General features: G+C 70.7%; 23 protein-coding genes and 3 tRNA genes. 6 read left to right on the top strand and 20 right to left on the bottom strand.

What is annotated here, in order from left to right:
• Nucleotides 1–251 precede the first annotated feature (251 nt).
• The gene (gene rpmB / locus AC13HU_RS08780; RefSeq protein ID WP_093737864.1) at nt 252–437 is read left to right on the top strand and encodes a 50S ribosomal protein L28; all 186 of its coding nucleotides are present in this window, start codon (nt 252–254) and stop codon (nt 435–437) included.
• 58 nt (nt 438–495) lie between these two features.
• Here rpmB and thiD read toward each other — a convergent pair whose 3' ends face one another.
• Nucleotides 496–1,299 carry a bifunctional hydroxymethylpyrimidine kinase/phosphomethylpyrimidine kinase gene (gene thiD / locus AC13HU_RS08775; protein WP_483041202.1) on the bottom strand — a complete coding sequence of 268 codons (804 nt, stop codon included), beginning with the start codon at nt 1,297–1,299 and terminating at the stop codon, nt 496–498.
• Nucleotides 1,300–1,379: 80 nt separating this feature from the next.
• Nucleotides 1,380–2,345 carry a thiamine-phosphate kinase gene (locus AC13HU_RS08770; RefSeq protein ID WP_483041200.1) on the bottom strand — a complete coding sequence of 322 codons (966 nt, stop codon included), beginning with the start codon at nt 2,343–2,345 and terminating at the stop codon, nt 1,380–1,382.
• A gap of 170 nt (nt 2,346–2,515) precedes the next feature.
• On the opposite strand from AC13HU_RS08770, the gene AC13HU_RS08765 reads away from it, so the two are divergent.
• Together AC13HU_RS08765 and AC13HU_RS08760 are read left to right on the top strand one after the other, a co-directional pair.
• The gene (locus AC13HU_RS08765; RefSeq protein WP_103890358.1) at nt 2,516–2,749 is read left to right on the top strand and encodes an Lrp/AsnC ligand binding domain-containing protein; all 234 of its coding nucleotides are present in this window, start codon (nt 2,516–2,518) and stop codon (nt 2,747–2,749) included.
• A gap of 47 nt (nt 2,750–2,796) precedes the next feature.
• The gene (locus AC13HU_RS08760) at nt 2,797–3,279 is read left to right on the top strand and encodes a DUF3515 domain-containing protein (RefSeq protein WP_483041201.1); all 483 of its coding nucleotides are present in this window, start codon (nt 2,797–2,799) and stop codon (nt 3,277–3,279) included.
• A 61-nt stretch (nt 3,280–3,340) separates the two neighbouring features.
• On the opposite strand, the gene AC13HU_RS08755 is transcribed toward AC13HU_RS08760, so the two are convergent.
• The 3 genes from AC13HU_RS08755 to AC13HU_RS08745 are packed head-to-tail and all read right to left on the bottom strand — an operon-like array spanning nt 3,341 to nt 6,282.
• Entirely contained in the window at nt 3,341–4,513 is a 1,173-nt protein-coding gene (locus AC13HU_RS08755) for a D-alanine--D-alanine ligase family protein (RefSeq protein WP_483041199.1), read from the bottom strand.
• Between the two features lie 12 nt (nt 4,514–4,525).
• Nucleotides 4,526–5,527: an NAD(P)H-dependent glycerol-3-phosphate dehydrogenase gene (locus AC13HU_RS08750; protein WP_483041198.1), complete on the bottom strand. Its 1,002-nt coding sequence runs from the start codon at nt 5,525–5,527 to the stop codon at nt 4,526–4,528.
• Nucleotides 5,524–6,282, bottom strand: a complete 759-nt coding sequence (locus tag AC13HU_RS08745; protein WP_483041197.1) for a lysophospholipid acyltransferase family protein — start codon at nt 6,280–6,282, stop codon at nt 5,524–5,526. The genes AC13HU_RS08750 and AC13HU_RS08745 overlap by 4 nt, the downstream gene beginning before the upstream one ends.
• A gap of 168 nt (nt 6,283–6,450) precedes the next feature.
• Here AC13HU_RS08745 and cofC point away from each other — a divergent pair, with 168 nt between their 5' ends.
• Nucleotides 6,451–7,104 carry a 2-phospho-L-lactate guanylyltransferase gene (cofC, locus tag AC13HU_RS08740; protein WP_483041196.1) on the top strand — a complete coding sequence of 218 codons (654 nt, stop codon included), beginning with the start codon at nt 6,451–6,453 and terminating at the stop codon, nt 7,102–7,104.
• Between the two features lie 170 nt (nt 7,105–7,274).
• Nucleotides 7,275–7,520, top strand: a complete 246-nt coding sequence (locus tag AC13HU_RS08735; RefSeq protein WP_483041195.1) for a hypothetical protein — start codon at nt 7,275–7,277, stop codon at nt 7,518–7,520.
• Between the two features lie 82 nt (nt 7,521–7,602).
• Here AC13HU_RS08735 and AC13HU_RS08730 read toward each other — a convergent pair whose 3' ends face one another.
• From AC13HU_RS08730 to leuC, 4 genes are all read right to left on the bottom strand, one after another.
• Nucleotides 7,603–8,223, bottom strand: a complete 621-nt coding sequence (locus tag AC13HU_RS08730) for an HU family DNA-binding protein (RefSeq protein WP_483041194.1) — start codon at nt 8,221–8,223, stop codon at nt 7,603–7,605.
• Nucleotides 8,224–8,356: 133 nt separating this feature from the next.
• Complete coding sequence (locus AC13HU_RS08725; protein WP_483041193.1) at nt 8,357–8,581, bottom strand: SCO5555 family protein; 225 nt, start codon at nt 8,579–8,581, stop codon at nt 8,357–8,359.
• A gap of 191 nt (nt 8,582–8,772) precedes the next feature.
• A complete protein-coding gene (gene leuD / locus AC13HU_RS08720) occupies nt 8,773–9,378 on the bottom strand; it encodes a 3-isopropylmalate dehydratase small subunit (protein ID WP_483041192.1) in 606 nt (201 codons plus the stop codon).
• Nucleotides 9,379–9,384: 6 nt separating this feature from the next.
• Nucleotides 9,385–10,809 (bottom strand): 3-isopropylmalate dehydratase large subunit, encoded by a 1,425-nt coding sequence (gene leuC / locus AC13HU_RS08715; protein ID WP_483041191.1) that lies wholly within the window; start codon nt 10,807–10,809, stop codon nt 9,385–9,387.
• A gap of 127 nt (nt 10,810–10,936) precedes the next feature.
• Here leuC and ndgR point away from each other — a divergent pair, with 127 nt between their 5' ends.
• Nucleotides 10,937–11,653, top strand: a complete 717-nt coding sequence (gene ndgR / locus AC13HU_RS08710) for an IclR family transcriptional regulator NdgR (protein WP_483041190.1) — start codon at nt 10,937–10,939, stop codon at nt 11,651–11,653.
• Nucleotides 11,654–11,747: 94 nt separating this feature from the next.
• On the opposite strand, the gene AC13HU_RS08705 is transcribed toward ndgR, so the two are convergent.
• The 11 genes from AC13HU_RS08705 to AC13HU_RS08655 form a co-directional block, all read right to left on the bottom strand.
• Nucleotides 11,748–11,820 (bottom strand) — tRNA-Glu (locus AC13HU_RS08705).
• A 63-nt stretch (nt 11,821–11,883) separates the two neighbouring features.
• Nucleotides 11,884–11,956: transfer RNA gene (locus AC13HU_RS08700), tRNA-Glu, on the bottom strand.
• A 20-nt stretch (nt 11,957–11,976) separates the two neighbouring features.
• Nucleotides 11,977–12,048 (bottom strand) — tRNA-Gln (locus tag AC13HU_RS08695).
• 181 nt (nt 12,049–12,229) lie between these two features.
• On the bottom strand, nt 12,230–12,808 hold the full coding sequence (locus AC13HU_RS08690) for a GTP-binding protein (RefSeq protein ID WP_483041189.1): 579 nt from the start codon (nt 12,806–12,808) through the stop codon (nt 12,230–12,232).
• A complete protein-coding gene (locus AC13HU_RS08685; RefSeq protein WP_483041188.1) occupies nt 12,789–13,406 on the bottom strand; it encodes a DUF742 domain-containing protein in 618 nt (205 codons plus the stop codon). Before AC13HU_RS08685 ends, AC13HU_RS08690 begins: the two co-directional genes overlap by 20 nt.
• 75 nt (nt 13,407–13,481) lie before the next feature.
• Nucleotides 13,482–13,895 carry a roadblock/LC7 domain-containing protein gene (locus AC13HU_RS08680; protein WP_093787504.1) on the bottom strand — a complete coding sequence of 138 codons (414 nt, stop codon included), beginning with the start codon at nt 13,893–13,895 and terminating at the stop codon, nt 13,482–13,484.
• 9 nt (nt 13,896–13,904) lie between these two features.
• Nucleotides 13,905–17,156 carry a sensor histidine kinase gene (locus tag AC13HU_RS08675; protein WP_483041187.1) on the bottom strand — a complete coding sequence of 1,084 codons (3,252 nt, stop codon included), beginning with the start codon at nt 17,154–17,156 and terminating at the stop codon, nt 13,905–13,907.
• Nucleotides 17,157–17,616: 460 nt separating this feature from the next.
• A complete protein-coding gene (locus AC13HU_RS08670) occupies nt 17,617–18,225 on the bottom strand; it encodes a GTP-binding protein (protein WP_483041186.1) in 609 nt (202 codons plus the stop codon).
• Nucleotides 18,206–18,613: a DUF742 domain-containing protein gene (locus AC13HU_RS08665; RefSeq protein ID WP_037913670.1), complete on the bottom strand. Its 408-nt coding sequence runs from the start codon at nt 18,611–18,613 to the stop codon at nt 18,206–18,208. The genes AC13HU_RS08670 and AC13HU_RS08665 overlap by 20 nt, the downstream gene beginning before the upstream one ends.
• Before the next feature lie 115 nt (nt 18,614–18,728).
• Nucleotides 18,729–19,142, bottom strand: a complete 414-nt coding sequence (locus AC13HU_RS08660; protein WP_037917495.1) for a roadblock/LC7 domain-containing protein — start codon at nt 19,140–19,142, stop codon at nt 18,729–18,731.
• A gap of 9 nt (nt 19,143–19,151) precedes the next feature.
• Entirely contained in the window at nt 19,152–20,147 is a 996-nt protein-coding gene (locus AC13HU_RS08655; RefSeq protein ID WP_483041185.1) for a hypothetical protein, read from the bottom strand.
• Between the last annotated feature and the right edge of the window lie 311 nt (nt 20,148–20,458).

The following is a 20,458-nucleotide window of genomic DNA, read 5'->3' as shown; positions in this document are numbered from 1 at the left end:
GGGGGATGCGGGCATCCGGCAGGAGGGCGGGCCGCAACCGGCAGGTCACCTGGCCGTCACCTGGTGATCTCCCGTACGGTCACCGGACGATCACCGGGCGATCGCCGGGCAGAGGCCCGGCCGGGAGGGTGTCCGGCCCGTGGTAGTTTCGTTGTACGGGAGCGGTCGTTGTATGCTGCTCCGGTTGCCTGGGGCTCTCCCGGGTTTCTCACCGTAATGCATCTGAGCATCTGAAGTCTTTGGAGTGACCCGTGGCTGCTAACTGCGACGTCTGCGGCAAGGGGCCGGGCTTCGGCAACAGCATCTCCCACTCGCACCGCCGTACTCCGCGTCGTTGGAACCCCAACATCCAGCGCGTGCGTGCGGTTGTCGGGAAGACGCCGAAGCGCCTCAACGTCTGCACCTCGTGCATCAAGGCCGGCAAGGTCACGCGCTGACCGCAGCGCAGTCCTGGTGGCTACCTGAAGCCGATCCACCTCACGGTGGATCGGCTTTTCAGCGTGCCCGGATGCGGCTGCGCCAGCCGTGGTCGACCGGGCCGATACCGGCTCCGAGCGGGAAGCCCGCCTCGATGGCGCCCCTGACGTACTCCTTGGCGTAGCCGACCGCGGCGGGCACGTCGTGGCCGAGCGCCAGGTAGGAGGCGAGCGCGCCGGCCAGGGTGCAGCCGGTGCCGTGGGTGTGCCGGTTGCCGTACCGGGGCGCGCGGTACCACCGTTCGGTACGGCCGTCGGAGAGCAGGTCCACGGCCTCGGCGTGCCGTTCGGCGTCGGGCAGGTGGCCGCCCTTGACCAGCACCCAGCGCGGGCCGTAGCCGAGCATCGCGCGGGCCGCGGCGCGCATCCCGTCCTCGTCGGCGACCACGACGCCCGTGAGGCGGGTCACCTCGTCGAGGTTCGGGGTGGCCACCGTGGCCAGCGGCAGCAGCCGGGTGCGGACCACCTCGACGGCCTCCTGGCGCAGCAGCGCGTCGCCGTGCTTGGAGACCGCGACCGGATCGACCACCACGGGTACGCCGCGGTCGAGGCCGGCCAGCAGGTCGACGACGGTGCCGGCCGTCGCCGCGGAGGAGAGCATGCCGGTCTTGACCGCCTGCACCCCGATGTCGTCGACGACCGCGCGGAACTGCGCGCGGACCGCGTCGGCCGGCAACTCCCAGGCGCCTTGCACGCCCAGCGAGTTCTGCGCCGTGACGGCGGTGAGCACGCTCATGCCGTGCACGCCGAGCGCGAGCATCGTCTTGAGGTCGGCCTGGATGCCCGCGCCGCCGCCGGAGTCGGACCCGGCGACGGTCAACACCCGCGGCGGCGCGGGGCGCGGCTCCCAGGGCGCGGCCGGATCGCCCTCGGTGCCCGCGTCGCCCACGTCGTCCGCCGCACTCACGTGTCCGACCCGAAGTGGTCCCAGCCGCCTGCCTTGTCCCACGGAACGCCGTCGACGGTGACCCGCGGGGTGCGCCCGGTGGGCGCGGTGACGTCGCCGATGATCCGCCAGCGGGCCGGGAGTTTCACGTCGCGCGGGAACGCGGCCACGATGGCGTGGTCCTCGCCGCCGGTGAGCACCCAGTGCAGCGGATCGACGCCGACGGCCTGGCCGATGTCCGTCATCTGCGCGGGGACGTCGATGGCGGCGGAGCGCAGGTCGATGTCCACGCCGCTGGCGGCGGCGATGTGGCCGAGGTCGGCGACCAGGCCGTCGCTGACATCGGTCATCGCGGTGGCGCCGAGCTCCGCGGCGGCCGGGCCCGCGTGGTAGGGCGGCTCGGGCCGGCGGTGCGCCTCGACGAAGGCACGCGGCGAGCGGAAGCCGCGGGAGAGCACGGCGAGTCCGGCCGCGGACCAGCCGAGCCAGCCGGTGACCGCGATCAGGTTGCCCGCGCGGGCGCCGGCGCGGGTGACGGCGGGCCGGTTGCGCAGGTCGCCGAGGGCGGTGATGGACACGGTGATGGTGTCGCCGCGCACCACGTCGCCGCCGACCACCGCCGCGCCGGCCACCTGGCACTCGTCCCTGATGCCGTCCATCAGCTCGACCGGCCAGGTGACGGGCAGTTCGGCGGGCACGACGAGCGCGAGCAGCACCGCGGTGGGCACCGCGCCCATGGCGGCGATGTCGGCGAGGTTCTGCGCGGCGGCCTTGCGGCCGACGTCGTAGGCGGTGGACCAGTCGCGGCGGAAGTGCCGTCCTTCGAGGAGCACGTCGGTGGTGGCCACCACCCGGCGGTCGGGTGCGGCGACCACGGCGGCGTCGTCGCCGGGGCCGATCTGCACCGCGGGGGTAGAGGTGAGGCGGGAGGTCAGTTCCCTGATGAGCCCGAACTCCCCCAGCTCGCCCACAGTCCCCTTCATATCGTCGTCCCCTCGATTCTCGGCCGGCGCCCGTGCTCCGGTCCGTTCCACTGCGTGTTTCCCGTCAATACGGGGGTCTGGTACCGCGCGGGTCTCCCCGCTGCGCGCGACGACGCGATACCGTAGCGTCTCCCCTCCCACATGATCCTCGAAGCCGCCCTGGAGGTTCCGTGGTACAGGCGTACATCCTGATCCAGACCGAGGTCGGGAAAGCCTCGGCAGTAGCGGAGGTGATCTCCAAGATCGATGGAGTCATTCAGGCCGAGGACGTCACAGGTCCCTACGACGTCATCGTCCGCGCACAGGCCGACACGGTCGACGAACTCGGCCGCATGGTGGTCGCCAAAGTCCAGCAGGCCGAAGGCATCACCCGCACGCTGACCTGCCCGGTCGTCCATATATAGCCCCCGCCGAGCCCTGAAAGCGGGGCTCTCCCTATGCTTTCCCGATGATGCTCTACCGCCGGGTCGTCCTGATCTCCGTGTCCGCCGCCGCGTGCCTGTCCGCGGCGGCGGTCTACGTGTTCACCAACTCCGGTAGCGATGACGACTCGGTCGCCGTACCGGTTCCGAACGCCCAAGTCACCACCTACTGCAAGGCGCTGCACACGAAGTTGCCGAAGACGGTGGACGGGCTGCCCGGCCATGATCTCAACCCGGCGTCCCCGCTGACCGCCGGATGGGGTGATCCTACGATCGCGCTGCGCTGCGGTGTGCCGCGGCCGGCCGCGGACGACTCGGTGAAGACCGACGGGGTGGAGGTCGACGGTGTCGGCTGGTCCATCGAACCTCAGTCGGACGGTTCCTTCCGGTTGACCACGACGCTGCGCAAGGCGTACGTCGAGGTGGTGCTGCCGAAGAAGTACGCCACCGACCTCGGGCCGCTGACCGATCTGGCCTCGGCGGTCAAGCACACGATCCCCGCCGGAATCTGAGCGCGGCACGCTCGGCTCGGCGGGGATCGGTGCGGACGGCGGGTCGGGGCCGGCGCCGCGGTCAGCGCAGGCCGGTGGAACGGCGCAGCGCCGCCTGGATGAGCAGGTCGATCAACTCGGCGTAGCCGACGCCGCTCTCCTGCCACATCCGCGGGTACATCGAGATCGGGGTGAAGCCGGGCATGGTGTTGATCTCGTTGATGACGAACTCGCCGCTGTCCAGCAGGAAGAAGTCCGCGCGGACCAGGCCCTCGCAGGACGCGGCCTCGAACGCCTCGACGGCCAGCCGCTGTACGCGCTCGGTCTGCTCCTCGGTGAGCGGGGCCGGCACGATGCCCTCGGCCGAGTCGATGTACTTCGCGTCGAAGTCGTAGAAGTCGCTGCTCGCGGCCGGCGGGATCTCGGCGGGCACCGAGGCGCGCGGGCCGTCGGCGAACTCCAGCACGCCGCACTCGATCTCGCGTCCGCGCAGCAGCGCCTCGACGAGCACCTTGGGGTCGTGCCTGCGGGCCTCGGCGAGGGCGGCGTCGAGTTCGTCGGGGCCCTCGACCTTGCTGATGCCGATGGACGAGCCGGCCCGGGTCGGCTTGATGAACAGCGGCCAGCCGTGCACTTGCGCAAAGTCCAGCACCTTGCGGCGGGCGACGACCGGGTCCTGCTCCCACTCGCGCGGGCGGATCACCGTGTACGGGCCGACCTTCAGCCCGAACGACGTGAAGATCCGCTTCATGTACTCCTTGTCCATGCCGACCGCGGAGGCCAGCACGCCCGCGCCGACGTACGGCACGCCGGACAGTTCCAGCAGCCCCTGGAGGGTGCCGTCCTCGCCGTAGGGACCGTGCAGCATGGGGAAGACGACGTCGACCTCGCCGAGCGCCTTCGGCACCGCGCCGACCTCGGTGTAGACGACCTCCCGGTTGCCCGGGTCGACGGGCAGCAGCACCGCGCCGTCGTGGTCGGTGACCTGCTCGACGCTGGGCATCCGCCGGTCGGCGATCGCCATCCGCTCGGGTTCGTCGGCGGTGAGCGCCCAACGGCCCTCGGTGGTGATGCCGATCGGCAGGACGTCGTACTTGTCGCGGTCGATGGCACGCAGCACGCTGGCCGCGGTCACCACGGACACGCCGTGCTCGGAGCTGCGCCCGCCGAACACGACGGCGACGCGCGGCTTTCGGCCGTAACTCGGCCGCTTGGGGTGCTGGTCCGGGCTCTGGGGCGATGGCAGGTTGCTCATGTCGCGTTGACCTTACCGTTCGGGTTTCGCGGAACGTGACATCAACTCCCTGACGGCCACGACGGGTGGCTTCCCGTTGTGCACGATGTCGACCACGGTCTCCGTGATCGGCATGTCGACGCCGTGCCTGCGGGCGAGGTCGGCGACGGACTCGCAGGACTTGACGCCCTCGGCGGTCTGGCTGGTGGCGGCGATGGTCTCGGCGAGGCTCATGCCGCGGCCGAGGTTGTGGCCGAAGGTGTTGTTGCGGGACAGCGGGGAGGAGCAGGTGGCGACGAGGTCGCCCATCCCGGCGAGGCCGGCGAAGGTGTACGGGTCCGCGCCCATCGCCAGGCCCAACCGGGTGGTCTCGGCGAGGCCGCGGGTGATCAGGGACGCCTTGGTGTTGTCGCCCATGCCCATGCCGCCGGCGATGCCGACCGCGAGCGCGATCACGTTCTTCACCGCGCCGCCGAGTTCGCACCCGGTCACGTCGGTGTTGGTGTAGGGCCGGAAGTACGCGGTGTGGCAGGCGGTCTGGATCCGGCGGGCGGCGGACTCGTCGCGGCAGGCGACCACCGCGGCGGCGGGTTGGCGGGCGGCGATCTCGGGGGCGAGGTTGGGGCCGGTGAGCACCGCGACGCGGGCCGGATCGACCTTGGCGACCTCCTCGATCACCTCGCTCATCCGGTTGGCGGTGCCGAGTTCGACGCCCTTCATCAGGCTGACCAGCACCGCGTCGGGACGCAGCAACGGCGCCCAGTCGGCGAGGTTGGCGCGCAACGACTGCGACGGCACGGCCAGGAAGACGAATTCGGCACCGGCGGCGGCCGCGGCCGCGTCGGTGGTCGCCGTCACGGCCGGCGGCAGCGTGATCTCGCTGGAGTACTCCGGGTTGATCCGGGTGGTGTTGATGGCGGCGGCGAGTTCGGGCCGGCGCCCCCACAAGGACACTTCGCAGCCCGCGTCCGCCAGCACCATCGCGAACGCGGTGCCCCAGGACCCGGTGCCGTACACGGCGCAGCGAGCCGTCACGCCGCCCCCTTGCCGTTGTCGCCCTTGGCGTCCTTGGCGTCCTTGTCCTTGGGCGCCTTGCGCGGGTCGTAGAGGCCGTCCGGGGCGGGGATGCCGCGGACTTCTGCCAGGAGTTGCTTCACATCGGACATGATGGCCCCGGTGACCTCGCGCAGCACCTCGGCGGTGGGCTCCTTGCCGTACCAGGCGTTGAGGTCCACCGGCGGGCCGACCAGCACGCGGTGCGTCTTGCGCGGCAGGAAGCTCGGCTTCTTCGCGTACGGCGGCAGGAACTCGTTCGCGCCCCACTGGGCGATCGGGATCACGGGTGCCCGGGTGAGCAGCGCGACGCGGGCGACGCCGGTCTTGCCGACCATCGGCCACTGGTCCGGGTCCCGGGTGAGGGTGCCTTCGGGGTAGAACGCCACGCACTCCCCCTTGTTGACCGCCTCGACCGCCGATCGGTACGCCGCCGCGGCGTCGGCGGTGGCCCGCACCACCGGGATCTGGCCGGTGCCGCGCATCACCGCGCCGACGAAGAACGGCTTGAAGAGCGCCGCCTTCGCCAGGAAGCGCGGAAGCCGACCGGTGTTGTACTGGAAATGCGCATACAGCAGCGGGTCGAGGTACGAGTTGTGATTCACCGCGGTGAGGAATCCTCCCTCGGCCGGAATGTTCTCCATTCCGCGCCAGTCCCGCTTGAAGAGCACGATGAGCGGCGGCTTGGCGATGGCGGCCGCCAGGCGGTACCAGAAACCGATTCTGCGGCGGGACACCCGGGACTCCTCTTCGTTGCCGATGGCGCCGCGCTCAAGGATCGCGGCTACCGAGAGGTTAACGCCAGCGGTTCGCGACCGGCGGGGCACCTCTGGCACCCGTGCCACGCGTGCTGCGGATGCCGGCCGCGCACCGGCCTGCCGACGTTGTCGGCGGCGGCCCGCACAATGGACGACGTGGATGAGGCGAGGTGGTCGCTGGTCGTGCCGTTGAAGCCGCTCGCGGTGGCCAAGAGCCGGCTGGCGGCCACGGGGGCGGTACGGCCCGCGCTGGCGCTGGCGTTCGCGCTGGACACGGTGGGCGCCGCGCTGGCCTGTACCGAGGTCGAGGACGTCACGGTGGTCACCGACGACCCGGCCGCCGGCGCCGAACTCGCCGGGCTCGGCGCCTTCGTCGTGGCGGACACCCCCGCCGCCGGGCTGAACGCCGCGCTGCGGCACGGCGCGGAGATGGTCAGGGCGCGCAGGCCGCATGCTCCGGTCGCGGCCCTGAACGGCGATCTCCCGGCCTTGCGGCCGAGGGAACTGGCGGAAGTGCTGCGGGCCGCTGCGGGGGCCTGTGAGCGGGCGTTCCTCGCCGATGCGACCGGCGTGGGGACAACGTTGCTCTCCACGGTGCCGTATCTGCCGCTTGCTCCCGGGTTCGGCGGGGCGTCCCGTGCGCGTCATCTCGCGTCCGGCGCCGCCGAGATCACGCTCCCCGCGGCGCCTTCCGTGCGGCAGGACGTGGACACCCTTGAGGATCTCGCCGCCGCTCTGGCGTTGGGGGTCGGGCCGTTCACCACCGCGGCTGTTGCGGCGCTGACGCCCCAGGGCGGATAGCCCTGTCAGTTGCGGGACCTTGCGGTGGGCGGTGGCTTGTCGCGCGGTTCTCTCCCAGGCGAAATTCCGAGGGAGAACCGCGCGCTCAGCGGACCACCGGCGAATGCTCCGGGCGCCTACGGCACCGGGTGGGACGGGCGGACCGGGGCACCCCGATTACGCTTGCCCACATGCAGGCCACCGCGTTCACGTTCGATCCCGTCAGCCGCGCCGGCAGTGTGCTGCTGGACGACGGCACCCCGCTGGAGTTCGACGCCGCGGCGTTCGACGCGGGGCGGCTGCGGCTGCTGCGCCCGGGCCAGCGGGTCCGTATCCGCACCGAGGGCGCGGGGTCGGCCCGCCGCGTGACGTTCCTGACCCTGCAGACCTTCCCGGACCCGGGTCCGGCCCCGGACTCACCCGCAGACGCGAAATAGCGCGGGCCGGGCGCCCCGTGGGAAGGGGGCCCGGCCCGGCGCGGTGAAGCGGGTTGAGCAGGTGGAGCGGTGGAAGCGGCTATCACCTGGCGGCGGCGCGCTTCGCGGTCTTGCGGGCGGAGCGCTTGGCCGGCGCCTTCTTGGCAGTGGCCTTCTTGGCCGGCGCCTTCTTGGCGGCGGCCTTCTTCGCGGTGGTGGCCTTCTTCGTGGCGGCCTTCTTGGCGGTGGACGCCTTCTTCGCGGTGGCCTTCTTGGCGGCCGTGGTCTTCTTCGCCGCCGCGGTCTTGGCGGTGGCCGCCTTCCGCGCGGTGGACGCCTTCTTCGCGGCGGCCTTCTTCGTCGCGGTGCGGGCGGTGGTCGATGCGCCACCGCTCAGGCTGCCCTTGGGCGCCTTCTTGACCGCGACCTCGCCGCCGCGCGGAAGCTTCTTCGACCCGCTGACCAGGTCCTTGAAGCCCTGCCCCGCACGGAACCGCGGCACGGAGGTCTTCTTGACCCGAACCCGCTCCCCGGTCTGGGGGTTGCGAGCGTAACGGGCGGGACGTTCGACCTTCTCGAACGAACCGAACCCGGTGACCGAGACCCGGTCACCGGAGACCACCGCGCGGACGATCGCGTCGAGAACCGCGTCAACCGCGTCCGCGGCGGCCTGTCGGCCGCCCACCTTGTCGGCAATCGCTTCTACGAGCTGCGCCTTGTTCACGTCTTCCCCTTCGGAAACTTGCCCGGCGAATGAGTACGGGCTGATTTCGCACGCTAGGCGGATATATACCGCAAATCAAATACGAAACGGGCGAATCACCCTTGTGCCGCAACGAACTCGGTACTCCGCGTGATCAGTGATCGGGGATTCCGAGCTCGTCCAACTCAGCCGTTAACACCTCCAGGCGCCGTGCCGCGTCGGCGAGATCGTGCTTCGCCACCGCGGTCACCGCGAGCAGTCGCCGAGTCAACTCCCGCCTTGTCCCGTCCGGGACTTCGGGATTGGCGACGCGCGTGTGCGCCTGCTTCAAACGCCCGGCGAGGACCCCGTAGAGCTCCAGTTGGCCATCGCGTTCCATGCGTCGATTGTGCCATCTGCGGCGAGTTGTCGAGCGCGACAGGGCCAACCGGGTGTTCCGAGCCCGATTTCCAGTACCCATGGCGGGTTGGTGTCCGGGTCGTCCGGACACGCGAAAGCGCCCCCCACGAGGACGTGAGAGGCGCTTGCGCGGTGCGTGCGGCGGCCGGATTCAGCGGCCGGCCAGGGGCGTCAGACCCTTGCGGTACTGGGCTTCCAGGACGGCCGGGTGCTCTCGAACGCGGCGATGTCCGGCTCGTTGCCGAGCGTCAGGCTGATGTCGTCCAGCCCTTCCAGCAGCCGCCAGCGGGCGTTGTCGTCCAACTCGAACGGCGCGGTCAGCGGCCCCTGCGGGCGGTCGGCGCGCACTTCGCGGGCGACCAGGTCCACGGTGATCTCCGCGGTCGGGTCGGCCTCGACCAGTTGCCACAGCTCCTCGACGGTCTCCTGCGGCAGCACCACCGTCAGCAGCCCGTTCTTCAGCGAGTTGCCGCGGAAGATGTCCGCGAAGCGGGGCGAGATCACTGTCTTGAAGCCGTAGTTCTGCAACGCCCAGACGGCGTGCTCGCGGGACGAGCCGGTACCGAAGTCGGGGCCGGCCACCAGCACGGTGGCGCCTGCGTACTGCGGCGCGTTGAGCACGAACGAGTCGTCCTTGCGCCACGCCTCGAACAGGCCGTCCTCGAACCCGTTGCGGGTGACCTTCTTCAGCCAGTGCGCGGGGATGATCTGGTCGGTGTCCACGTTGCTGCGACGCAGCGGCACGGCCCGGCCGGTGTGGGTGGTGAAGGCTTCCATGGCGGCTCAGACCTCCGTCAGGACAGGGGCGTCGGACAGATCGGCGGGCGAGGCGAGATGGCCGAGCACCGCGGTGGCGGCGGCGACCTGCGGGGAGACCAGGTGCGTACGGCCGCCCTTGCCCTGCCGCCCCTCGAAGTTGCGGTTCGAGGTGGACGCGGAGCGCTCGCCGGGCGCGAGTTGGTCGGGATTCATACCCAGGCACATCGAGCAACCTGCGTGCCGCCATTCGGCGCCGGCCGCGGTGAACACCTTGTCCAGGCCCTCCTCGACGGCCTGCAGCGCCACGCGCACCGACCCGGGGACGACGAGCATCCGTACCCCGTCGGCGACCTGGCGGCCCTCCACGACGGCGGCCGCCGCGCGCAGGTCCTCGATCCGGCCGTTGGTGCAGGAACCGACGAAGACGGTGTCCACGGTGACTTCGCGCAGCGGCTGCCCGGCGGTCAGGCCCATGTACTCCAGGGCCTTCTCGGCGGCGAGCCGGTCGCCGGCGTCGGCGTACGACGCCGGGTCCGGCACGGACGCGCTCAGCGGCGCGCCCTGGCCCGGGTTGGTGCCCCAGGTGACGAACGGCGCCAACTCGGCCGCGTCGATCCGCACCTCGTGGTCGAAGGCGGCGTCGTCGTCGGTCCTGAGCGTCTTCCAGTACGCGACGGCCGCGTCCCAGTCCGCGCCCTTGGGCGCGTGCGCGCGCCCCTCCAGGTAGTCGAACGTGGTCTGGTCCGGGGCGATCATGCCCGCCCTGGCGCCCGCCTCGATCGACATGTTGCAGACGGTCATCCGGGATTCCATCGACAGCTTCTCGATCGCCGAGCCGCGGTACTCGATGACGTAACCCTGGCCGCCGCCGGTGCCGATCCGGGCGATCACCGCGAGGATCAGGTCCTTGGCGGTGACGCCGTCGGGCAGTTCGCCGTCGACCGTGACCGCCATCGTGCGGAACGGGGCGAGCGGCAGCGTCTGGGTGGCCAGTACGTGCTCGACCTGCGAGGTGCCGATACCGAACGCCAGCGCGCCGAACGCGCCGTGCGTGGAGGTGTGCGAGTCGCCGCAGACCACGGTGGTGCCGGGCTGGGTCAGGCCCAACTGCGGCCCCACCACGTGCACGACGCCCTGCTCGACGTCACCGAGCGGGTGCAGCCGCACCTCGAACTCCGCGCAGTTCTTGCGCAGCGTCTCCAACTGGGTCCGGGAGACCGGGTCGGCGATCGGCTTGTCGATGTCGAGGGTCGGGGTGTTGTGGTCCTCGGTGGCGATGGTGAGGTCGGTACGGCGCACCCGCCGGCCGTTCATCCGCAGCCCGTCGAACGCCTGGGGGCTGGTCACCTCGTGCAGGAGGTGGAGATCGATGAAAAGCAGATCAGGTTCGCCTTCGGCGCGGCGGACGACGTGGTCGTCCCAGACTTTTTCCGCGAGTGTCCTACCCATCGCTGTCCCTCCGGCCCGCGTCGTCGCGGGGCCCACTAGGTGTTGGTCCTGCGCTGTGCTCCCAGCGTGACGCGTTCCCGGGAAAATTGAACTTGCGTTTCACACTCTGAGACGCGAGTATCGTTTCATGGACAACTCTAGCGGCGTCGGCGTTCTCGACAAGGCGGCTCTGGTGCTCAGTGCGCTGGAGTCGGGTCCGGCCACCCTGGCCGGGCTTGTCGGTGCCACGGGCCTGGCCCGTCCCACCGCGCACCGCCTGGCGGTCGCGCTCGAACACCATCGCATGGTGGCTCGCGACATGCAGGGCCGCTTCATCCTGGGCCCGCGCCTGTCGGAGCTGGCCGCAGCGGCCGGCGAGGACCGGCTGCTGGCCACCGCGGGGCCGGTACTGACGCATCTGCGCGACATGACCGGCGAGAGCGCCCAGCTCTATCGCCGCCAGGGCGACATGCGGATCTGCGTGGCCGCGGCGGAGCGGCTGTCCGGGCTGCGGGACACCGTGCCGGTCGGCTCCACGCTGCCGATGAAGGCCGGCTCGGCCGCTCAGGTCCTGATGGCCTGGGAGGAGCCCGAGCGGCTGCACCGCGGCCTCCAGGGCGCCCGGTTCACCGCCACCGCGCTGTCCGGGGTGCGCCGCCGCGGCTGGGCGCAGTCGATCGGCGAGCGGGAGCCCGGGGTCGCCTCGGTCTCCGCCCCGGTGCGCGGCCCGTCCAACCGCGTGGTCGCCGCGGTGTCCGTCTCCGGGCCGATCGAGCGGCTCACCCGGCACCCGGGCCGGATGCACGCCCAGGCCGTGGTCGACGCCGCCGGCCGGCTCAGCGAAGCGCTGCGCCGCTCCGGATGAACGACAAGGCCCGCCGCGGTCCGCGGCGGGCTTCATGTCGGGTGTCGTCGAGCGCCTCGATACGGGCGGGATGACGATCAAGTCGATGAATGTGTACCCCCGACCGGATTCGAACCGGCGCTACTGCCGTGAGAGGGCAGCGTGCTAGGCCGCTACACAACGGGGGCCCTAGCGATCCTCGCGTCGTCCAGGCCGGGTGCGACCCGACGGGGACGGAATGAAAGGATCTGTACCCCCGACCGGATTCGAACCGGCGCTACTGCCTTGAGAGGGCAGCGTGCTAGGCCACTACACAACGGGGGCTCGCACTTACTGAAGTGCTGCTGGGGTACCAGGACTCGAACCTAGAACAACTGAACCAGAATCAGCCGTGTTGCCAATTACACCATACCCCACCAAAACGCAACCCCGGTATGGGATCTTGTTCGGTTTACGTCTCCGGCCCGGGCCTTGGCCCTCTCCGGCGGCGCAGGAAGAACATTACCCGATCCGGGACACCGCTCCAAAACGAGTATCGCCAAGTCCCCCCGGAACCGGGCCGGTGCGCCCCTCGGACGCACCGGCAAATGACCGGCCCTAGCGCAGCCGGGCCATCAAGGCGTGCTCGACGAGCGTGATCAGCGCGCTCTTCGCCTCGCCCCGGTGCCGGGCGTCGGTGGTGATGATCGGCGCCTCCGGGCCGATCTGCAGCGCCTCACGGACCTCCTCGGGGCCGTACGGCTGGTTGCCGTCGAAGCCGTTGAGGGCGATCACGAACGGCAACCCGCTGTTCTCGAAGTAGTCCACCGCCGGGAAACAGTCCGCCAGCCGCCGGGTGTCGACCAGGACGATCGCACCGATCGCACCGCGCACCAGGTCGTCCCACATGAACCAGAACCGGTCCTGCCCCGGGGTGCCGAACAGGTAGAGGATCAGGTCCTCGTCGAGCGTGATGCGGCCGAAGTCCATCGCCACCGTGGTGGTGGTCTTGTCCGGCGCGTGCGTGAGATCGTCGATGCCGGCTGACGCGGAGGTCATCACGGCTTCTGTGCGCAGCGGGTTGATCTCCGAAACGGCACCGACGAACGTGGTCTTGCCCACGCCGAATCCGCCCGCCACCACGATCTTCGCGGAGGTGGTGGCGCGGGCCGGACCGCTAGAGCTTCCGAAGTCCACTGAGCACCCTTTCAAGCAGTGTCACATCTGGCTGGCCGCCCGCGGACTCGTCGCCGCCGGGCTGGTGGATCGCGACCAGTCCTGCCTCGGCCAGGTCGGCGACAAGAATGCGGACCACGCCGAGCGGGATGGTCAGCAGCGCGGAGATCTCGGCCACCGACTTGACCTCGCGACACAGCAGGCAGATCCGCTGGTGCTCGGGGAGCTGCCCGCGCAGCCGCTCCGGGTCGGCGGTAGTACTGACCAGCGCCTCGATGGCGAGCTGGTAGCGCGGCCTGGTCCGGCCGCCGGTCATGGCGTAGGGGCGGACCAGCCCCGAGGGCGTGCGTGAGCGGCCGGCGTCGTACTGGCCCTGCCCCTGGCCGTACCCCTGGCCCTGCGCCGGCGGGCGGCCGTGCTGCCCCTGACGCTGCCCCGGCCCCGGGCCCTGCGGCGGCGGGGCCTGCGGCGGGGCGTACGGCTGGATGCGCGGCTGACGGTAGGGCGTGCCGGGCTGCCCGGGCTGCTGCTCCGGGTCGGGCGCCGACGGGTACGTGTACGGGTTCGCCGGCTGCTGGTGCTGGTTGCCGTACGGGTCTCCACCGGGGGAAGTGCTCACGAGTCCTCCTCCTGAAACGGCCGCGCTGCCACCCGAGCACCTGGCAGGTGCCCGGGCGTGCCCGCCGCCCATGCGTTAGTTGAGCAAGCTGCCCTGAAGTTCGGCCCGAAGGTCGGGGGTGAGTACGCTTCCTGCCCGGTCGACGAGCAGGGCCATTTCGTAGCCGACCAGACCGATGTCGCACTCAGGGTGCGCCAGCACCGCCAGCGACGAACCATCGGACACCGACATGATGAAAAGGAAGCCCCGCTCCATCTCCACCACCGTCTGGTTCACACTGCCCCCCTCGAAAATCCTGGAGGCACCAGCAGTCAACGACGTCAGCCCCGAGGCCACCGCCGCCAACTGATCGGCACGATCACGCGGAAAACCATCAGACATCGCGAGCAGCAGGCCGTCGGCGGAGACCACCACCGTGTGGGACACCCCAGGGGTGTTGTCCACGAAGTTCGTGATCAACCAGTTCAGATTCTGTGCCGCCTGGCTCATCGGACTCAACTAGCGCTCCTGGTTCTGGGGGCCGCCGAATCGGCTGTCGGCGGCCTGTCCGTTCGTGTCAGTTCCAGCAGTGCGCCCTCGCTGGACGCCACGTCGCAGATTACTCAACCTGCCGCGTACGTCCTCGGGTGCGCGGGAGACCTGTGGGCCGCCCTGCGGGGTCTGTGCCGCGGCACCCGCGACCAGGTTGGCCTTGGGTACCCGCCGTGGCAGGCCGGAGGGGGTGACCCCGCCTGCCTTGGGCTCGCGGACCGACTCGGCCCGCTGCCAGTGCTCGTCGTTCGTCGACCGCCAGTCGGTGCCGTCCGGCTGGGGTTGCTCTTGGGGATCGGTGGACTCCTGGGCGGGCTGCTCCCCCGCGGGCGGCGCGGCCTGCGGGTTCGGGCCCGACTGCTGACTCGGCTCGCTGGGCTGCTGATCGGACTGCTGGTCGGACGGGCTGCTGCGCTGCCGTTCGCGGCGCGGTAGACCGGCGTCCGTCAGCGAAGGCGAGACTACGCTCTCGGAGGGTCCCTCGGGGAGCGGCGGAACGGATTCCGTTACCTCCGGTGTGTCCTGCGGCCATCCCTCCTGAGCAGGGCCGTAACCGGGCGCCCCCGGGAACGCGGCCTGCTGACCGCCGCCTTGGTACTCCGCGCCGTATCCGGACTGCTCGCCGTAGGGCGCGGCCGGGTCGTAGGACTGGCCGGAACCGGTCCCGTACTGCTGCTCGAAGAAACCGTTCTGCTCCGGGCCGGCCGGGAAGCCGCCCGGCTCCGCGCCGACCGGCTCGGTGTAGCCCTGCTGCTGGTAGTCGGCCTGGAATCCCTGTTCGTACGCCTGCTGTTGGTAGGCCGGGTCGAAGCTGGGGTCGTAACCCTGGGCATATCCCTGGTTGTTGTACTCCTGGCCGTATTCCTGCTGGTAGCCCTGCCCGTAGCCCTGGTCCGCGAAGTCGCCGCCGGGCGGCTGCCGGGTATCGAAGCCCTGGCCGCCGAAGTTCTGGCCGGGCGCTTCGAAGTCGGCCGATTCCGTTCGCTGCTGGGGCAGTTCGGCCGCCTGTTCGCCGTCCTGGCGGTCCGAGGCCGCGGCCTCCAGCTGGGCGCGGCGCTCCTCGCGCAGCAGCGAACGGCCGACCGGGTCCAGCGGGCGCTGGCCGTTCTCGTCGTAGCGCGAGTCGTCGAAGCCGAGTTCGGCCGCGGTGTGCTGCCCGCTGATCTCGGGCCGCAGCAGGCCGGGTTGCTCGACCTCGTGCTCCGGGACGATCCGGGAGACGGTGAAGTCGGTGTCGTCCTGGACCGGGTCGCCGCCACCGCCGTGGGTGATCGGCTCGGGCAGCATCACCAGCGAGGTGGTGCCGGCCTGCTCGCCGGAGGGGCGCAGCTGGACCCGTATGCCGTGCCGCTCGCAGAGCCGGCCGACCACGAACAGGCCCATCCGCTTGGCGATTTCCACGTCGACCGTGGGCGGGTCGGCGAGCTTGTGGTTGATGTCCGCGAAGTCCTCGGCGGTCAGGCCGATGCCCTTGTCATGGATCTCGACCATCAACCGGCCGTCCGGCAACCGGGTCGCGGTGACCCGCACCTTGGTCTGCGGCGAGGAGAACGTGGTGGCGTTCTCCAGCAGCTCGGCGAGCAGGTGCACCAGGTCGCTGACCGCGCTGCCGTGGATGTCGGTCTCGGGTATGCCGACCAGTTCGATCCGGTCGTACGCCTCCACCTCGGAGGCGGCCGCGCGCAGCACGTCCACCAGCGGCACCGGCTGGTTCCACTGGCGGCCGGGCTCCTCGCCGGCCAGCACCAGCAGGTTCTCGCCGTTGCGCCGCATACGGGTGGCGAGGTGGTCCATCTTGAAGAGGTTCTCGAGCTGGTCGGGGTCGGCCTCGTTGTTCTCCAGCTCGGTGATCAGGCTGAGTTGGCGCTGGATGAGGCCCTGGTTGCGCTGCGAGAGGTTGGTGAAGATCGCGTTGACGTTGCCCCGCAGCAACGCCTGCTCGGCGGCCAGCCGGACCGCCTCGCGGTGCACCTGGTCGAAGGCGCGGGCGACCTCGCCGATCTCGTCCTGGGTGTTGATCGGGATCGGCGCGACCTGCGTGTTCACCCGGCCCGGGTCGGTACGGGAGAGCTGGTCGACCAGCGCCGGCAGCCTGGTCTCGGCGATGTCGAAGGCGGCCGCGCGCAGCCGCCGCATGTTGCGGGACATCGAGCGGGCCATCAGCGCGGCCACGATGAACGCGAGGATCAGCGCGACCAGCACGATCGCGGAGTTGATGAACACGTCGCGCCTGGCGTGGGAGGCCAGGTGCGAGGAGTCGGCGGCGGCCTGGTCGGCGAGGTGGGTCTCGACCGAGCGGTAGGCGTCGAAGGAGAGCGTGGCGGCGGAGAGGTAGGACTCGGGGGTGACGCCCTCGGCGTTGAGCCGGGTGACGGTGTACGCCGGGTCCGTCAGCTCGGTGACCATCTTGGTGAGGTCCGGCGGCACGATGTAGGCGGCGTGGCTGGCCTTCGCCTTGTTCAGCGCCGCGGTGATCTGCACCTGGCCCTGCTTCACCGCGTTGTCCTGGGCGGCCTTGAGCCGGGCCTGGTCCGCGGTGCTGCCGCCGCCGTCGTACTCCTCCAGGGCAATGCCCTCCAGGTACTGGTACGAGCCGAGCGCCGTCTTCTGGAGGGCGAGTTCCTGCTTGGAGGGGTTCTTCTCGACCAGGATGTGGGCGCCGATGGAGCGGGTCAGCGACTCGGCGGCCTTGGCGAGCGAGATGGCGTACAGGGTGCGGCCGTAGGAGGCGCTGTTGCCGGTGCCGAAGCCGAGTTCGTTGGACAGTTCGCTCAGCGGGTGCTGGATCTTGACGTACCACTCCTCGGTCTGCACGCCGGAGAGCTGGCCGGTGAAGGCGGACTTGCGGAGCGAGGGGAGTTGCGGCTCGACACTGCGGAAACTGGCCATCCGGCGCTTGAGGTCGGGGCCGTCGGGTATGCCGATCGCGGCCTTGTCGAAGGCGCGGGCGGCGGAGTCGGTGGTGGCGTAGGCGGACGACACCTCCTGCGCGTTGCGGTCGCCTTCCAGCAGGGGCACCACGGTGGTGTCGCGCTCGTCCTCCAGCGCGTTGCTGTAGGTGGCGGCGGCACGGACCAGGTGGGCGATGCGCACCGCGTCGTCGGCCTGTTGCCAGGTGCTGACGGCGCTGTTGACGCGGAAACCGCCGAGGATGAGTGCGACGAGGACCGGGATGAGGAGGATGGCGTTGAGCCGGGTGGCCATCCGCCAGTTGCGCATGCTGAACCGGCCGCCCGGACCCGCGATGTCCTCGGCCGCCGGCTCCGGGCCGCTCCCCGGTCGCTGTGGCGGAGTGAAGTTCCCCCGCGGGTCCTGCCTGGTACCCGCCTCAGCTCGCCTCGTGTTCCTCACTGGACCAACAACCTCTCGGCGACGGCGCAACAACGACGGCCGTTCCTACGCTCAGGTTCTGCGCATTCCAGCACGCCATGCAGGTGCACGCCAAACGTCTGGCGTCCGGCGGGCTCCGCCAGAAAGGCTAGAGATAAAAAGGGCATAAGTCCAAAGGCCGAGCAAACCATATGACAGACGTACACGCGGTGGCACCGGTCGAGCGCGAGCCGTGTTCGCGACCTCCCGGAAACTCTCTCGAAATGTTATGAAGAACCAAGGACCCGTTACGTCGTGCGACATAACGGGTCCTCGCGTTACCGGCCGGCGAAATTGCCGGCGGCACAGGCTACTTGAGACGTGCCAGCAGCGCGTGCTCGACCAGAGTGATCAATGCGCTCTTCGCCTCGCCCCGGTGCCGGGCGTCGGTGGTGATGATCGGCGCCTCGGGGCCGATCTGCAACGCCTCGCGTACCTCTTCCGGCCGGTACGGCTGGTGGCCGTCGAAGCCGTTGAGGGCGATCACGAACGGCAACCCGCTGTTCTCGAAGTAGTCCACCGCCGGGAAACAGTCCGCCAGCCGCCGGGTGTCCACCAGCACCACGGCGCCGATCGCACCGCGCACCAGGTCGTCCCACATGAACCAGAACCGGTCCTGCCCCGGGGTACCGAACAGGTAGAGGATCAGGTCGTCGTCGAGCGTGATACGGCCGAAGTCCATCGCCACCGTGGTGGTGGTCTTGTCCTGGACGTGGCTCAGGTCGTCGATACCGGCCGACGCCGAGGTCATCACTGCCTCGGTGCGCAACGGGTTGATCTCCGACACCGCACCCACGAACGTGGTCTTGCCCACGCCGAAGCCACCCGCCACCACGATCTTCGCGGAGGTGGTCGACCGCACCGGCGGCGCGCCGTACGCCGGCTGCTGCGATTGCGGCCTAGAGCTTCCGAAGTCCACTGAGCACCCTCTCAAGCAATGTCACATCTGGCTGGCCGCCCGCTTCGCCGCTGCCCGGCTGGTGGATGGCGACCATGCCGGCCTCGGCGAGGTCGGCCACAAGGATCCGGGCCACACCGAGCGGTATCGCGAGCAGCGCGGAGATCTCGGCCACCGACTTGATCTCACGCGTCAGATGGCAGATCCGCTGGTGCTCAGGAAGCAGTCCCGCGTACTGCGCCGGATCGGCGGTGGTGCTGACCAGCGCCTCGATCGCGAGCTGGTAGCGAGGCCGGGTGCGGCCACCGGTCATGGCGTACGGCCGCACCAGCGGCTGGTCGCCTTCCACCCCGTACGGCGCGTGGTGGGACGCGCCGTACGGGCCCGGCGAGGCGGGTGGCGGGGTCATGAGGGTCCTCCGTGTCCGGGCAGTGCTATGGCTGGTGCGGAAGTACGGGAACGTTCTGTTGTGCGGGCGGTTGTCCGCGGATGCGTGCGGGTCACGTGACGGTGGCGTGCGTTGCTCAGTTCAACAGGCTGCCCTGAAGTTCGGCTCGCAGGTCCGGGGTCAGAACGGCGCCCGCCCGATCGACGAGCAGGGCCATTTCGTAGCCGACCAGACCGATGTCGCACTCAGGGTGCGCCAGCACCGCCAGCGACGAACCATCGGACACCGACATGATGAAAAGGAAGCCCCGCTCCATCTCCACCACCGTCTGGTTCACACTGCCCCCCTCGAAAATCCTGGAGGCACCAGCAGTCAACGACGTCAGCCCCGAGGCCACCGCCGCCAACTGATCGGCACGATCACGCGGAAAACCATCAGACATCGCGAGCAGCAGGCCGTCGGCGGAGACCACCACCGTGTGGGACACCCCAGGGGTGTTGTCCACGAAGTTCGTGATCAACCAGTTCAGATTCTGTGCCGCCTGGCTCATCGCACTCAACTAGCGCTCCTGGTTGTTCATGCCGAGACCCCGGCCGTCGGTGGTACCGGTACCGCCGGCCTGGCGGCCCTGCTGGATGCCCCTGCGGAGGTTGGTCAGACGTCCGCGCACTTCGTCGGGGGAACGGGAGACCTGCGGGCCGCCCTGGGGGGCCTGCTGGGGGGTCGCACCGCCCGCGACGAGGTTCGCCCGGGGGACCCGCCGCGGCAGGCCGGAGGGGGTGACCCCGCCTGCGGTGGGTTCCCGGATGGATTCGGCCCGCTGGCGCAGCGCGTCATTGGGCGAAGTACGCCAGTTCGGGGTCTCGCGCGGCAGCGGCTCGGCGCTCGGCGCGGGAGGCACCTGGGTGCCGCTCTGCGCGCCGTTCTGCGCCGCGGGGCCCTGGCCCCCCGCCGAGGTGGCCTGGGTGGCCGGCTGCGGGCCGCCCGTGAGGCGCTGCGAGCCACCGGTGGGGTTCGACCCCGGCCGGTCGGCACGCGGGCGCTGCGGCGGAGCGGTGCGGCCCACCGGGCGGGGCGGCGGCGCCTGCTGGCCCCGCGTGCTCTGCTCGACGTGGATCTGCTGCATCCGCTCGGCCTGGCCGGTACGGAACCAGTCGGACTCGATCGACGCGAAGATCGGCGTCGGCTCGTCGCCCCGGGTCGGGGCCGGCGGCAGCGCCATCGGCTCGGCCGGAGCCGGGAGTTGGGGCTCGGGCCGCGGCGCGTGCTGCGGCCCGCCCGGCTGGCCCTGGTACGGCTGCCCGTTGTACGGCTGCTGCGGCTGCTGCGGCTGGCCCGGCATCGGGTACTGGCCGCCGGCGTCGCCGAGGGCCGGCATCGACTGCGAGCCGGTGTCGTACGCGTCTGGACGCTGCGGCGACTGACCGCCCTGGCCCTGCGGGTTCCAGCCCGGGGTGCCCTGGGGACCGCGCGGCCCCCGCTGCGGCATCCCCCCGGGCCGCGCGGGCCCGGCCTGCTGCGCCGGGTACGAGCCGGAGCCGTCGTCGGCACGCACGGCCGGGAACTGGCTGGTGTCGCCGGGACCACCCGAAACCGGGAACGAACCGGTGTCACCCGGACGACCGCCACCCTGACCCAGCGACTGACCCTGCCCCTGACCCTGCGGGAAACCCTCGCTCCGCACGGCCGGGAACTGACTCGTATCACCCGGACCACCCGAAACCGGGAACGAACCCGTATCACCCGGACGACCGCCACCCTGACCCAGCGACTGACCCTGCCCCTGACCCTGCGGGAAACCCTCATTCCGCACGGCCGGGAACTGACTCGTATCACCCGGACCACCCGAAACCGGGAACGAACCCG

It is taken from the genome of Streptomyces sp. NH27 (assembly GCF_056859195.1).
This window is presented reverse-complemented; position numbering and strand designations above follow the sequence as displayed.